At 65.3% G+C, this 13,997-nt stretch carries 14 protein-coding genes; 11 read left to right on the plus strand and 3 right to left on the minus strand.

Translation table 11 applies throughout. The annotated features are described in order from the left end of the window. Positions 1-140: 140 nt before the first annotated feature. From BLR75_RS03910 to rpoS, 8 genes are all read left to right on the plus strand, one after another. Positions 141-1,253 carry an S-(hydroxymethyl)glutathione dehydrogenase/class III alcohol dehydrogenase gene (locus BLR75_RS03910; protein ID WP_084310055.1) on the plus strand — a complete coding sequence of 371 codons (1,113 nt, stop codon included), beginning with the start codon at positions 141-143 and terminating at the stop codon, positions 1,251-1,253. A 52-nt stretch (positions 1,254-1,305) separates the two neighbouring features. After that, a complete protein-coding gene (gene fghA, locus BLR75_RS03915; RefSeq protein ID WP_084310056.1) occupies positions 1,306-2,151 on the plus strand; it encodes an S-formylglutathione hydrolase in 846 nt (281 codons plus the stop codon). 54 nt (positions 2,152-2,205) lie between these two features. Continuing rightward, positions 2,206-2,679, plus strand: coding sequence for a 2-C-methyl-D-erythritol 2,4-cyclodiphosphate synthase (gene ispF / locus BLR75_RS03920; protein ID WP_084310057.1), 474 nt, complete (start codon positions 2,206-2,208; stop codon positions 2,677-2,679). Next, complete coding sequence (gene truD / locus BLR75_RS03925; RefSeq protein ID WP_084310058.1) at positions 2,676-3,734, plus strand: tRNA pseudouridine(13) synthase TruD; 1,059 nt, start codon at positions 2,676-2,678, stop codon at positions 3,732-3,734. The genes ispF and truD overlap by 4 nt, the downstream gene beginning before the upstream one ends. Next, complete coding sequence (surE, locus tag BLR75_RS03930; protein ID WP_084310059.1) at positions 3,722-4,474, plus strand: 5'/3'-nucleotidase SurE; 753 nt, start codon at positions 3,722-3,724, stop codon at positions 4,472-4,474. The genes truD and surE overlap by 13 nt, the downstream gene beginning before the upstream one ends. 29 nt (positions 4,475-4,503) lie before the next feature. Continuing rightward, entirely contained in the window at positions 4,504-5,139 is a 636-nt protein-coding gene (locus BLR75_RS03935) for a protein-L-isoaspartate(D-aspartate) O-methyltransferase (RefSeq protein WP_090416000.1), read from the plus strand. Positions 5,140-5,227: 88 nt separating this feature from the next. Beyond that, the gene (locus tag BLR75_RS03940; protein ID WP_371858104.1) at positions 5,228-6,046 is read left to right on the plus strand and encodes a peptidoglycan DD-metalloendopeptidase family protein; all 819 of its coding nucleotides are present in this window, start codon (positions 5,228-5,230) and stop codon (positions 6,044-6,046) included. Between the two features lie 95 nt (positions 6,047-6,141). Then, positions 6,142-7,146 carry an RNA polymerase sigma factor RpoS gene (gene rpoS / locus BLR75_RS03945; protein ID WP_084310062.1) on the plus strand — a complete coding sequence of 335 codons (1,005 nt, stop codon included), beginning with the start codon at positions 6,142-6,144 and terminating at the stop codon, positions 7,144-7,146. 414 nt (positions 7,147-7,560) lie between these two features. Here rpoS and fdxA read toward each other — a convergent pair whose 3' ends face one another. After that, positions 7,561-7,884, minus strand: coding sequence for a ferredoxin FdxA (fdxA, locus tag BLR75_RS03950; RefSeq protein ID WP_074985513.1), 324 nt, complete (start codon positions 7,882-7,884; stop codon positions 7,561-7,563). 66 nt (positions 7,885-7,950) lie between these two features. Next, positions 7,951-10,524 carry a DNA mismatch repair protein MutS gene (mutS, locus tag BLR75_RS03955; RefSeq protein ID WP_174688556.1) on the minus strand — a complete coding sequence of 858 codons (2,574 nt, stop codon included), beginning with the start codon at positions 10,522-10,524 and terminating at the stop codon, positions 7,951-7,953. An 80-nt stretch (positions 10,525-10,604) separates the two neighbouring features. Here mutS and BLR75_RS03960 point away from each other — a divergent pair, with 80 nt between their 5' ends. From BLR75_RS03960 to recX, 3 genes are all read left to right on the plus strand, one after another. Beyond that, positions 10,605-11,117 carry a CinA family protein gene (locus BLR75_RS03960; protein WP_084310063.1) on the plus strand — a complete coding sequence of 171 codons (513 nt, stop codon included), beginning with the start codon at positions 10,605-10,607 and terminating at the stop codon, positions 11,115-11,117. An 86-nt stretch (positions 11,118-11,203) separates the two neighbouring features. After that, positions 11,204-12,265, plus strand: a complete 1,062-nt coding sequence (gene recA, locus BLR75_RS03965; RefSeq protein ID WP_084310064.1) for a recombinase RecA — start codon at positions 11,204-11,206, stop codon at positions 12,263-12,265. Between the two features lie 8 nt (positions 12,266-12,273). Continuing rightward, positions 12,274-12,750 (plus strand): recombination regulator RecX, encoded by a 477-nt coding sequence (gene recX, locus BLR75_RS03970; RefSeq protein ID WP_084310065.1) that lies wholly within the window; start codon positions 12,274-12,276, stop codon positions 12,748-12,750. A 134-nt stretch (positions 12,751-12,884) separates the two neighbouring features. Here the strand turns inward: recX and BLR75_RS03975 are convergent, their stop codons facing one another. Further along, positions 12,885-13,964 (minus strand): LOG family protein, encoded by a 1,080-nt coding sequence (locus BLR75_RS03975; protein ID WP_084310066.1) that lies wholly within the window; start codon positions 13,962-13,964, stop codon positions 12,885-12,887. Positions 13,965-13,997 lie beyond the last annotated feature (33 nt).

The following is a 13,997-nucleotide window of genomic DNA, read 5'->3' on the forward strand; positions in this document are numbered from 1 at the left end:
ACACTTTCAAGGTTGGGAGGCCTGCGCCTTCTTCCGACGAACTCGCCAGGCGGGTTCCGTCGCCCGGTTTCGATCGGCCCCGTGCCGGTCCGCGTTCGCCCAGGCGGGCGCCTTCAATCCATGCTCAGGAGTTTCGAGAGATGATCAAGTCCCGTGCCGCCGTCGCCTTTGCCCCCAACCAGCCGTTGGAGATTGTCGAAGTCGACGTGGCTCCGCCGAAGGAAGGCGAGGTGCTGGTGCGCATCACCGCCACCGGCGTCTGCCATACCGATGCCTATACCCTCTCCGGCGCGGATTCGGAAGGCGTGTTCCCCTGCATCCTCGGCCACGAGGGCGGCGGCATCGTCGAGGCGGTCGGCCCCGGCGTGACCTCGCTGGCGGTGGGCGACCACGTGATCCCGCTGTACACCCCGGAATGCCGCGAGTGCAAGTTCTGCAAATCCGGCAAGACCAACCTGTGCCAGAAGATCCGCGCCACCCAGGGCAAGGGCCTGATGCCGGACGGCACCACGCGCTTCTCCTACAAGGGCGAGCCGATCTACCACTACATGGGCTGCTCGACCTTCTCCGAGTACACCGTGCTGCCGGAAATCTCCCTGGCGAAGATTTCCAAGGATGCGCCGCTGGAGAAGGTCTGCCTGCTCGGCTGCGGCGTCACCACCGGCATCGGTGCGGTGCTGAACACAGCCAAGGTGGAAGAGGGCGCCACGGTGGCGGTGTTCGGTCTCGGCGGCATCGGCCTGGCGGCGATCATCGGCGCGAAGATGGCCAAGGCCGGGCGGATCATCGCCGTCGACATCAACCCGGACAAGTTCGCCATCGCCAGGCAACTGGGCGCCACCGACTGCGTCAACCCGAAGGACCACGACAAGCCGATCCAGGACGTGATCGTCGAGCTGACCGACGGCGGCGTGGACTACTCCTTCGAGTGCGTCGGCAACGTCAACCTGATGCGCGCGGCGCTGGAGTGCTGCCACAAGGGCTGGGGCGAGTCGGTGATCATCGGCGTGGCCGGCGCGGGGCAGGAAATCAGCACCCGTCCGTTCCAGCTGGTCACCGGGCGCGTCTGGCGCGGTACCGCCTTCGGCGGCGTGCGCGGCCGCACCGAGCTGCCGAGTTACGTCGAGAAGGCGCAGAAGGGCGAAATCCCGCTGGATACCTTCATCACCCACACCATGGGTCTTGAAGACATCAACAAGGCCTTCGACCTGATGCATGAAGGCAAGAGCATCCGCTCGGTCATCCATTACTGAGTGCCTGGCGGGGAAGGCATTGCGCCTTCCCGCCGACTGACTGGGAGGCTCCATGACTCTTGAACTCGTTTCCAGCACCAAGAGCTTCGGCGGTTGGCACCAGCGCTACCGCCACCGCTCCGAGGTGCTGGGCTGCGACATGACATTCGCCATCTACTTGCCGCCGCAGGCCGAGCCGGAAGCGGCCCTGCCGGCGCTCTACTGGCTTTCCGGCCTGACCTGCACCGACGAGAACTTCATGCAGAAGGCCGGCGCCCAGCGCGTCGCCGCCGAACTCGGCCTGGTGCTGGTCGCTCCGGATACCAGTCCGCGCGGCCCGGATGTGCCGGGCGACCCGGATGGCGCCTGGGATTTCGGCCTCGGCGCCGGCTTCTACCTCAACGCCACCCAGGAACCCTGGGCACGGCACTACCGCATGCACGACTACGTGGTGCACGAACTGCCCGCGCTGATCGAGGAGAACTTTCCGGTCTCCAGCCGCCGCGGCATCAGCGGGCACTCCATGGGCGGGCATGGCGCGCTGGTCTGTGCGCTGCGCAACCCGGGGCGCTACCTGTCGCTGTCGGCGTTCGCGCCGATCAGCCATCCCGGCGACTGCCCGTGGGGGCAGAAGGCGTTCTCCCGCTATCTGGGCGAGGACCGCGCAGCCTGGGTCGAATGGGATGCCTGCGAACTGCTGGCGAAGGCCGGCGAACGCCTGCCGATGCTGGTCGACCAGGGCGAGCGCGACGACTTCCTCGCCGTGCAGCTCAAGCCGGAAGCGCTGCGCCAGGCGGCCGAGGCTGCCGGTCATCCGCTGACCCTGCGCCTGCAGCCGGGTTATGACCACAGCTACTACTTCATCGCCAGCTTCATCGAGGATCACCTGCGCCACCATGCGGCGACGCTTTGTCGCTGAGCTGCCGGCGCATCCGGTAGAATCGACGCCCTGTACCACACAGGGCGTTTTCTCATGCGTATCGGCCACGGCTACGACGTGCATCGCTTCGGCGAGGGCGATTTCATCACCCTTGGCGGCGTGCGCATTCCCCACAAGTTCGGGCTCATCGCCCATTCCGACGGCGACGTGCTGCTGCATGCATTGTCGGACGCGCTGCTCGGCGCCTGTGCGCTGGGCGACATCGGCAGGCACTTCCCGGATACCGATCCGCAGTTCAAGGGCGCCGACAGCCGCGCGCTGCTGCGCCACGTGATGTCGCTGGTCTCCGCCAGGGGCTGGAAGGTCGGCAACGTCGACGCCACCATCGTCGCCCAGGCGCCGAAGATGGCCCCGCACATCGAGGCGATGCGCGCCAACATCGCCGCCGACCTCGGTGTCGAGCGGGACCAGGTCAACGTGAAGGCGACCACCACCGAGAAGCTCGGCTTCACCGGGCGCGAGGAGGGCATCGCGGTGCACTCGGTCGCGCTGCTGGTCCGCGCATGACCGAGCTGGAACTGCTGGGCCCGCGCGCCCATGGCGAACCTTGCGGTCGCGCGGTGCTGAAGGCCGTGGCCGAGGATTTCCAGGTCGACGAGGTGCTGGACATTCCGCTGGAAGGCGAGGGCGAGCATCTCTGGCTGTGGGTGGAGAAGCGCGGCCTGAACACCGAGGAGGCCGCTCGTCGTCTGGCGCGCGTGGCCGGCGTGCCGCTGCGGATGATCAGCTATGCCGGGCTGAAGGATCGCCAGGCGCTGACCCGCCAGTGGTTCAGCCTGCATCTGCCGGGCAAGAGCGATCCCGATTTCTCCGCCGCGGAAGACGATGCGCTGCGCATTCTTCGTCAGGCAAGGCATCGCCGGAAGCTGCAGCGCGGCGCGCATTCGGCCAACGGTTTCACCCTGCGCCTGACTGCGCTGCAGGCCGATCGCGATGCGCTGGAGCAGCGTCTGCAGCGCATCGCTGCGCAAGGCGTGCCGAACTATTTCGGCACCCAGCGTTTCGGTCATGACGGCGGCAACCTTTTCGACGCTCGCGGTTTCGCCGAGCGTGGCAGCCTACCGGAGCAGCGCAACCTGCGTTCGCGGCTGCTTTCGGCGGCGCGCAGCTACCTGTTCAACCGCGTGCTCGCGCAGCGGGTGGCGGCGGGCAGTTGGGCGCAGGCGCAGGAAGGCGATCTGCTGGCGTTCACCGACAGCCGCAGCTTCTTCCCGGCGACCCAGGCCGACTGCGGCGACCCGCGCCTGGCCGCGCTGGACCTGCATCCCACCGGGCCGCTCTGGGGCAAGGGCGAGTCGCCCGCCGGCGGCGTGGCCGGCGACATCGAGCGCGCGCTGCAGGCGGCCGAGCCGGAGCTGTGCCAATGGCTGGCGGCAGTGGACATGGCGCACGAACGGCGCATTCTGCGCCTCCCCATCCAGGGGCTGGCATGGCATTATCCGGCCCCTGACATTCTGCAACTGGAATTCGTCCTGCCGGCGGGCTGCTTCGCCACCGTGGTCGTGCGCGAACTGGTAGACCTGGCGCCGGCGGGGCAGATGGAAACTCAATGCGCATACTGATTGCCAACGACGACGGGGTTAACGCACCCGGTATCGCCGCGCTCTACGACGCGCTGGCCGGTCAGGCCGAGTGTGTCGTGATCGCGCCCGACCAGGATCGCAGCGGAGCGAGCAGTTCGCTGACGCTGGATCGGCCGCTGCATCCGCAGCGTCTCAGCAATGGCTTCATCAGCCTCAACGGCACGCCCACCGACTGCGTCCACCTGGGCCTCAACGGCCTGCTGGAGGATCAGCCGGACATGGTGGTCTCCGGCATCAACCTGGGCGCCAACCTGGGCGACGACGTGCTCTATTCCGGCACCGTGGCGGCGGCCATCGAAGGACGCTTCCTCGAACGCCCGGCGTTCGCTTTCTCGCTGCTGTCGCGCCTGCCGGACAACCTGCCGACGGCGATGCACTTCGCCAGCCTGCTGGTCGCCGCCCACGAACGGCTCGACCTGCCGCCACGCACGGTGCTCAACGTCAACGTGCCGAACCTGCCACTGGAACGCATCCGCGGTATCCAGCTGACGCGCCTTGGCCACCGCGCCCGTGCCGCCGCTCCGGTGAAGGTGGTGAACCCGCGTGGCCGCGAGGGCTACTGGATCTCCGTGGCCGGCGATGCCGAGGATGCCGGCGAGGGCACCGACTTCCATGCGGTCATGCAGGGCTACGTGTCGGTCACGCCGTTGCAGCTGGACCGTACCTTCCATGAGGCGTTCAATTGTCTGGGAGACTGGATCGGAGGACTGGGTCAATGACCGATGAGCTGATGCGCCGTGGTATCGGCATGACTTCGCAGCGCACTCGGGAACGCCTGATCCAGCGTCTCTACGAGGAGGGGCTGTCCAACGCCAGGGTCCTCGAGGTCATTCGCCGCACGCCGCGCCACCTGTTCGTCGACGAGGCCCTGTCGCATCGGGCCTACGAGGACACCGCACTGCCCATCGGCCACAACCAGACCATCTCGCAGCCGTTCATGGTCGCGCGCATGACCGAGCTGCTGCTGGCCGCCGGTCCGCTGGACAAGGTGATGGAGATCGGCACCGGTTCCGGCTACCAGACCGCCGTGCTGGCGCAACTGGTGGAACGGGTGTTCTCGGTGGAACGCATCCAGCCCCTGCAGGATCGCGCCAAGGAGCGCCTCGGGGAGCTAAATCTGCGCAATGTTGTCTTTCGTTGGGGCGATGGCTGGGAAGGCTGGTCGGCCCTGGCGCCGTACAACGGCATCATCGTCACCGCCGCCGCGGCGGAAGTGCCGCAGTCGCTGCTCGATCAGCTGGCGCCAGGTGGCCGCCTGGTGATTCCGGTGGGCGGCGGCGAGGTCCAGCAACTGATGCTGATCGTGCGCAACGAAGATGGCTTCAGCCGCCAGGTGCTGGACTCCGTGCGTTTCGTTCCTTTGCTCCACGGACTGCAGAACTGATTCGTCGCCGGCGGCTGAGCACCGGCTGATTTCATGGATTAAGGGGGAAGGGGTGAGCTCGAGCGCAACCCTGTGGCAACGGAACTGGATCAAGGCTGGCGCACAAACCCTGCTGGCGGTATCCATTTGCACCTTGTTGGCGGCCTGCAGCTCTTCGGGTGGCGGCGCCAGCGTCGTCGATCGCAACGACAGCGTCGCCCGCAAGCCTGCCGTGACTTCCGGCCAGTACCGCGTGCGGCCGGGTGATACGCTGTATGCCATTGCCTTCCGCTACGGCTGGGACTGGAAGGCGCTGGCCGCGCACAACAACATCCCCGCTCCCTATACCATCCGCCCGGGCCAGCAGATCCGCTTCGGCAGCCGCTTCAGCTCCTCTGCGCCGTCCGTCGCCAAAACATCGCCGTCCGTCGCGCCAGTGGCCCCCGCCAAGCCGGCTTCCACTACTGCGGCAGCAGCGAGCAAGCCCTCTTCGACGGCAATCGCCACTGCCCCGCAATCTTCCGTCGGCAGCGCCGCTTCGCCTTCCGCCGCCGGTATGGCGGGCTGGGTCTGGCCGGCGAACGGAACGCTTATCGGTCGTTTTTCCTCAAACGGAAGTTTGAATAAAGGGATTGATATAGCCGGACAATTGGGCCAGCCTGTTCTGGCTGCGTCGAATGGTACGGTTGTGTACGCCGGTAGTGGTTTGCGGGGCTACGGCGAACTCGTGATCATCAAGCACAGCGATACCTACGTAAGCGCCTACGGTCACAACCGCAGGCTGCTGGTGCGGGAAGGGCAACAGGTCAAAGTCGGTCAGAACATTGCCGAAATGGGCTCCACGGGAACGGACCGGGTGAAGCTGCACTTCGAGATTCGCCGCCAGGGCAAGCCTGTAGATCCTCTGCAATACCTGCCACGTCGTTGACTTCGGCTGTTCCCCAGCGTGGGTGAGCGGGCTCCGGTGTCCCAAGGATATGGACACACCTGGGCTTGTTGTCGAACTCAGCAAGGGATAACGACATGGCACTCAAAAAAGAAGGGCCGGAGTTTGACGTCGATGACGAGGTGCTTCTCCTGGAGCCCGACATCATCCTTGAAGAGACGCTTGCCGAAGAGCGGGTTTCGCTTCAGGTCACTCCCAAAGCCACCTCTCTCTCCTCACTCAAGCAACACAAGCATATCGACTACAGCCGCGCGCTGGACGCCACGCAGCTGTATCTCAACGAAATCGGTTTCTCTCCACTGCTGACTCCCGAAGAGGAAGTCCATTTCGCGCGCCTCGCGCAGAAGGGCGACCCGGCCGGGCGGCGGCGGATGATCGAGAGCAACCTGCGCCTGGTGGTGAAGATCGCCCGGCGCTACGTCAACCGGGGGCTTTCGCTTCTCGACCTGATCGAGGAGGGCAACCTGGGGCTGATCCGGGCTGTCGAGAAATTCGATCCGGAGCGCGGCTTCCGCTTCTCCACCTACGCGACCTGGTGGATCCGGCAGACCATCGAGCGGGCGATCATGAACCAGACTCGCACCATTCGGCTGCCGATCCATGTGGTCAAGGAACTCAACGTCTATCTTCGCGCCGCCCGCGAGCTGACCCACAAGCTGGACCACGAGCCGTCGCCGGAAGAGATCGCCAATCTTCTGGAAAAGCCGGTGGAAGAGGTCAAGCGGATGCTCGGGCTCAACGAGCGTGTCACCTCGGTGGACGTGTCGCTGGGGCCGGATTCGGACAAGACCCTCCTCGACACCCTCACCGACGACCGGCCGACCGACCCCTGCGAACTGCTGCAGGACGACGACCTCAGCGAAAGCATCGACCAGTGGCTGTCCGAACTGACCGACAAGCAGCGCGAGGTGGTGATCCGTCGCTTCGGTCTGCGCGGCCATGAGAGCAGCACACTGGAAGAAGTGGGGCAGGAAATCGGCCTGACCCGCGAGCGCGTGCGGCAAATCCAGGTCGAAGCGCTCAAGCGCCTGCGGGAAATCCTCGAGAAGAACGGCCTGTCGAGCGACGCATTGTTCCAGTAATGTGAGCGAGACCACAAAAAAGCCCGGATCGTTCCGGGCTTTTTTATTCATGCCATGTAAGTCATTGCTTACACGTGTTGTACGTTTTCGCCGATATCTCCCCCGTATGGCTTTTTCGCTTTTTTCAAGTCTCTGCTTTTGAAGGGAAATTCATTTTGGCGTGATGGTGTTCACGTTCCTTGCATCCCTTTCGCCCCTTGTGCCGTAAAGCTATAGGACTAATATCGATCCTGCGTACAGGGAAAAACGCAGGCCGACAGGGACTTCGGTCGGGACATCGCCGGAAGCGATTCATCAGGAAGATGAATAGGGAACAAATGGAATAGGGAAAAAAGAGTGGGCGGGTTCAACCCCGCCCCTTTTTTTGCCCGCAGAAAATGAAAGGCCCGCACATTGGCGGGCCTTCGATGGAGATCAGCGCTCCAGGTGCTTCAGTTTGTCGGCGACGCCATCCCACTCCTCGGCGTCCGGCAGCGAATCCTTCTTCTCGGTGATGTTCGGCCACACTTCGGCCAGATCCTTGTTCAGCTCGATGAATTCCTGCATGTTCTCCGGGACCTCGTCCTCGGAGAAGATCGCCTGGGCCGGGCATTCGGGCTCGCAGAGCGCGCAGTCGATGCACTCGTCCGGATGGATGACCAGGAAGTTCGGGCCTTCGTAGAAGCAGTCCACCGGGCAGACTTCCACGCAGTCGGTGTATTTGCACTTGATGCAGTTGTCGGTGACGACGAAGGTCATTTTCTAATTTTCTCCTCAGGCGGGCGGCTAAGCGCGCGCGATTCTAGCAGCTTGTTCGGCTGTCCGTCAGATTCGCATCTTCCATGCATATAACAAATCCAGCGCCTGACGCGGGGTAAGGTCGTCGGGGCGGACCCGCGAAAGCTCGTCTATGACCGGATGCGGCAGGCTGGCGAACAAGTCATTCTGCACCGGCGCCGCGTCGTGGGAATTGACCGGCCGCGGCAGTTCATGGGGCAGGCTGGTGGTTTCCAGGCGGGCGAGGTGCTCGCGGGCGCGCAGGATCACCGGCCCGGGTACCCCGGCCAGTTGCGCGACGGCCAGGCCGTAGCTCTGGCTGGCCGGTCCCGGCAGCACGTGGTGCAGGAAGACGATGCGCTCGTTGTGCTCGGTGGCGTTGAGATGCACGTTGGCCACCGCCGGCTCGCTTTCCGGCAGCACGGTCAGCTCGAAGTAGTGGGTGGCGAACAGGGTGAAGGCGCGCAGGCGGGCCAGGTGTTCCGCCGCCGCCCAGGCCAGCGACAGGCCGTCGAAGGTACTGGTGCCGCGGCCCACCTCGTCCATCAGCACCAGGCTGCGATCAGTGGCGTTGTGCAGGATGTTGGCCGTCTCGCTCATTTCCACCATGAAGGTGGAGCGGCCGCCGGCGAGGTCGTCCGAGGAGCCGATGCGGGTGAAGATGCGGTCCACCAGCGACAGCTCGCAGCGTGCCGCCGGGACGAAGCTGCCGATGTGCGCCAGCAGCACGATCAGTGCCGTTTGCCGCATGTAGGTGGATTTACCGCCCATGTTCGGGCCGGTGATCACCAGCATGCGGGTGTCTTCGTCGAGCGTCAGGTCGTTGGCGACGAAGGGGGTGTCGAGCACCTGCTCCACCACCGGATGGCGGCCCTGCTCGATCAGGATGCCGGACTCCTCGACGAAGCGCGGGCGATTCAGGTCGAGGTTGAGCGCGCGTTCGGCGAGGTTCGCCAGCACGTCCAGTTCGGCCAGGGCGGCGGCGGTGTCCTGCAGCGGCGCGAGCTGGGCGATCAGCAGTTCCAGCAGCTCCTCGTACAGCTGCTTTTCCCGAGCCAGGGCGCGGCTCTGGGCGGACAGCGCCTTGTCCTCGAAAGCCTTCAGCTCCGGGGTGATGAAGCGCTCGGCGCCCTTCAGGGTCTGGCGGCGGATGTAGTCGGCCGGCGCCTGCTCGGCCTGCACCCGCGGCAGTTCGATGTAGTAGCCGTGGATGCGGTTGTAGCCGACCTTCAGGTTGGGCAGGCCGGTGCGGGCCTTCTCCCGTGCCTCCAGGTCCATCAGGTACTGGCCGGCGTTTTCGCTGAGGGTCTGCAGTTCGTCCAGTTCGGCGTCGTAGCCGCGCTTGATCACGCCGCCGTCGCGGATCACCGCCGGCGGGTTGTCGATGACCGCCCGGGCCAGCAGGTCGGCCAGTTCCGGATAGGTGCGGATGCTGATGGCCAGCTCGCCGAGATGCGGCGCTTCCAGTTCGAGCATGCCGCGCTGCAGCTCGGGCAGGGCGGCCAGCGCGTCGCGCAGTCGCGCCAGATCGCGCGGGCGGGCGTTGCGCAGGCCGATACGGGCGAGGATGCGCTCGACGTCGCCGATTTCCTTGAGCTGCGGCTGCAGGGTTTCGAAGCGGTAGCGCTCCAGCAGGCAGGCGATGGATTCCTGGCGCGCCTCCAGTACCGCGCGGTCGCGTAGCGGACGGTTCAGCCAGCGGGTCAGCAGGCGGCTGCCCATGGCGGTCTGGCAGCGGTCGACCACGGACTGCAGGGTGTTGTCGCGGCCGCCGGAGAGGTTGGTGTCCAGTTCCAGGTTGCGGCGGCTGGCACCATCGAGGATCACCGTGTCGTCCAGGCGCTCATGGCGCAGGCTGCGCAGGTGCGGCAGGGCGGTGCGCTGGGTTTCCCTGGCGTAGGCCAGCAGGCAGCCGGCAGCGCCGATGGCGAGGGTCAGTTCGTGGCAGCCGAAGCCCTTCAGGTCCTGGGTGCCGAACTGCTGGCAGAGGCTCTTGTGCGCCGAATCGCGGTCGAAGTCCCAGGGTGCGCGACGGCGCACGCCGCGACGCTTCTCGGCCGGCAGGCCCTGCGGCCAGTCGTCGGGAATCAGCAGCTCGGCGGGGTTCAGGCGCTCCAGTTCGGCCAGCAGGCTTTCCCAGCCGCGGATTTCCTGGACGCTGAAACGGCCGCTGGTGATGTCCAGCACGGCCAGGCCGAACAGCCGCTCGTCGCCGAGCACGGCGGCCAGCAGGTTGTCGCGGCGCTCGTCGAGAAATGCTTCGTCGCTGACCGTGCCGGGAGTGATGACTCGCACCACCTGGCGCTCCACCGGCCCCTTGCTGGTCGCCGGGTCACCGATCTGCTCGCAGATCACCACCGACTCGCCGAGCTTCACCAGCTTGGCCAGGTAGCCCTCGGCGGAGTGGAAGGGGATACCGGCCATCGGGATGGCGTTGCCTGCCGACTGCCCGCGCGCGGTCAGGGTGATGTCGAGCAGCTTGGCGGCTTTCTTCGCGTCTTCGTAGAAGAGTTCGTAGAAGTCGCCCATGCGGTAGAACATCAGCTGATCCGGGTGCTGGTTCTTCAGCCGGAAGTACTGTTGCATCATGGGTGTGTGGGCGGAGAGGTCGCTCTGGGTCATTGCGGGTGGCGGTCCGGCTTTCATATGCAAAAGCGCGTAGTGTACGGTATCCGCCACCTTCTTTGGCCCCTGGAGGCGTCGTGTCCATCAGTGAATCCGCGATCACCGAACTGTCCGCCCGCCTCGGTTCGAAACTGCTCGCCCGGCAGTTGCAGGTGAGTACCGCCGAGTCCTGCACCGGCGGCGGGATCGCCGAGGCGATCACGCGGGTCGCCGGCAGTTCTGCCTGGTTCGAGGCCGGTTACGTCACCTATTCCAACCGTCAGAAAACCCTCCAGCTCGGTGTGCCGGAACAGCTGTTCGGCGAGGTCGGCGCGGTCAGCCGGGAGGTGGTCGAGGCCATGGCACGTGGTGCCTGCGAACGCAGCGGCGCGCATTTCGCCGTGGCGGTGAGCGGCATCGCCGGGCCGGATGGCGGTTCGGCGGAAAAGCCGGTCGGCACCGTCTGGCTGGCCTGGGCCGATGGCGAAAAGACCTTCGCCGAGAAGCGTCTGTTCGCCGGCGATCGGGCCACCGTACGCCAGCAGACGGTGGCAGCCGCTCTGGCCGGCCTGCTCCGGCTGGCCGACGGGGAAAATCCTTTGCAGGGGTAGGCGACCGCCTTGCCCTGTGGAATAATACTGTCTAATTATACAGTTGTTCGTGGCCGTCCGGCCGCTCTGACTTCGTGAGGAATTCAATGGACGAGAACAAGAAGCGCGCCCTGGCCGCGGCTCTGGGACAGATCGAACGCCAATTCGGCAAGGGCGCGGTGATGCGCATGGGCGACCATGAGCGCCAGGCCATTCCGGCCATTTCCACCGGCTCGCTCGGCCTGGACATTGCTCTCGGCATCGGCGGCCTGCCGAAAGGCCGTATCGTCGAAATCTACGGTCCGGAATCCTCGGGCAAGACCACCCTGACCCTGTCGGTCATCGCCGAAGCCCAGAAGCAGGGCGCCACTTGCGCCTTCGTCGACGCCGAGCACGCGCTGGACCCGGACTACGCCGGCAAGCTGGGCGTCAACGTCGACGACCTGCTGGTCTCGCAGCCGGACACCGGCGAGCAGGCCCTGGAAATCACCGACATGCTGGTGCGCTCCAACGCGGTCGACGTGATCATCGTCGACTCCGTGGCGGCCCTGGTGCCGAAGGCCGAAATCGAAGGCGAGATGGGCGACGCCCACGTTGGTCTGCAGGCCCGCCTGATGTCCCAGGCGCTGCGCAAGATCACCGGCAACATCAAGAACGCCAACTGCCTGGTCATCTTCATCAACCAGATTCGCATGAAGATCGGCGTGATGTTCGGCAACCCGGAAACCACTACCGGCGGCAACGCGCTGAAGTTCTACGCCTCGGTCCGCCTGGACATCCGCCGCACCGGCGCGGTGAAGGAAGGCGACGAGGTGGTCGGTAGCGAAACCCGCGTCAAGGTGGTGAAGAACAAGGTGGCGCCGCCGTTCCGTCAGGCCGAGTTCCAGATCCTCTATGGCAAGGGCATCTACCGTACCGGCGAGATCATCGACCTGGGCGTACAACTGGGGCTGATCGAGAAGTCCGGTGCCTGGTACAGCTACCAGGGCAGCAAGATCGGCCAGGGCAAGGCGAATGCCGCCAAGTATCTGGAAGAGAATGCGGAAGCCTGCGCGGTGCTGGACAAGGCCATCCGCGAGCAGCTGCTGAAAAACCAGCCGGCTCCGACCAAGGCCGAGCTGGCCGCCGCCGAGGCAGCCGAGGCCGCTGAAGCCGACCTCGACTACTGATACCCGCCATGCCGGTCGTGCTCGACAATCCCGTCGCCGTGCGGCGGGCCGCCATGGACCTCCTGGCGCGTCGCGAACACGGTCGCGCCGAGTTGTCCCGCAAGCTGCGCCAGCGCGGGGCAGCCCAGGAACTCATAGACCCCGCCCTCGACCGTCTGGCCGAGGAGGGGTTGCTCAACGAATCCCGCTATCTGGAAAGCTTCATCGCCAGCCGTGCCCGCAATGGCTACGGTCCGCTGCGCATTCGCCAGGAACTGGCCCAGCGCGGCCTGGCGCGCAATGAGATCGAAAGGGCGCTGGATACGGCGGAGGTCGACTGGTTCGCCCAGCTGCGCGAGACGTGGCGACGCAAGTTCGCTGGACGCGCGCCGACGGACCCGAAGGAGCGCGCCCAGCAGGGACGCTTCCTCGCTTATCGCGGCTATTCGCAGGAGGCCATCGGCCGCCTGCTGAGTGGGCGCGGCGATCCGGACGAATACGAATGAATGAGAAGGCACCCAAGCGGGTGCCTTTTTTGTCAAAGCGTATGGAGGATGCAATCCGGCCGGTTCTTCGCACCGAAATGGCGGGTTGTACCCGCCCTACGGATTTTCTCCGGTAATCCGCAAAGAACCTTTTTTCATTGAGTGCCAGCCCAGTTTTCCTTCAGGTTGATGTAGTTGACCAGCTCCCGCAGCCGGCCGTGGTCGCGCCCGTTGAAGGTGAAGGCCAGGCGCGTGAGATGGGCGAATTCCGGTTCGTCTTCTTCCAGTTCGCTGTAGGGCTGCTGCTGGAATCCACCGCTCAGGTAGATGTCCGGGAAGGCGTCGTGCAGGTGGTTCAGGGCTTCCGGCTTCAGCGGATGGTTCAGGCGTATGACGAAGCGGTCCTGCAGCCAGCGGCTGGAGTGGAAGTTGCTGTAGAACTGGGCGATTTCGGCGGCGGCATCCTCCGCGCGGTGTACCAGGCGGACCAGATGCATGTCGCTGGCGAGGATGTAGCGGTTGTCTTCCAGCTGTTCCTTCATGAATTTCAGCGCCTGTTCCCAGTAATGGCCGCCCGGCTGGTCGAGCAGCACGATCGGCACCAGCGGGCTCTTGCCGGTCTGGATCAGGGTCAGCACTTCCAGCGCTTCGTCCAGCGTGCCGAAGCCGCCGGGGCAGAGCACCAGCGCGTCGGCCTCCTTGACGAAGAACAGCTTGCGCAGGAAGAAGAAGTGGAACGACAGCAGGTTGGTGGAGCCCTCGACGGTGTGGTTGGCCTGCTGCTCGAAGGGCAGGGTGATGTTGAAGCCGAGGCTGTTTTCCAGCCCCGCGCCCTCGTGGGCGGCGGCCATGATGCCGCCGCCGGCGCCGGTGATCACCATCATGTCGTAGCGTGCCAGCGTGGCGCCGAGTTCCCGGGCCAGGGAATACAGGGGGTGGTCCTCGGGCGTGCGCGCGGAGCCGAAGACGGTGACCTTGCGGCGGCGCTTGAACTGTTCCAGGGTGCTGAAGGCGCGCTCCATCTCGCGCAGGGTCTGCAGCATGATCTTGGCGTCCCAGCGGTTGCGGTCGGCCTGCGCCATGCGCGTCACGGTGGTGAGCATTTCGCGATACAGCGGCAGGTTCGGGCTGCCGCCGGGTACGGCCAGGGTCGAGAGTTCGTCTATTTTCTGCGCCAGCTCGGCACCGCTGGTCTGGAAGTGTCTGGAGAGATAGTCGTCGGGCTCATAGGGCATGTTGATACTCCTTGTTCATCAACCCCTTGGAAG

It is taken from the genome of Pseudomonas jinjuensis (genome assembly GCF_900103845.1).
GTDB classification, from domain to species: domain Bacteria; phylum Pseudomonadota; class Gammaproteobacteria; order Pseudomonadales; family Pseudomonadaceae; genus Pseudomonas; species Pseudomonas jinjuensis.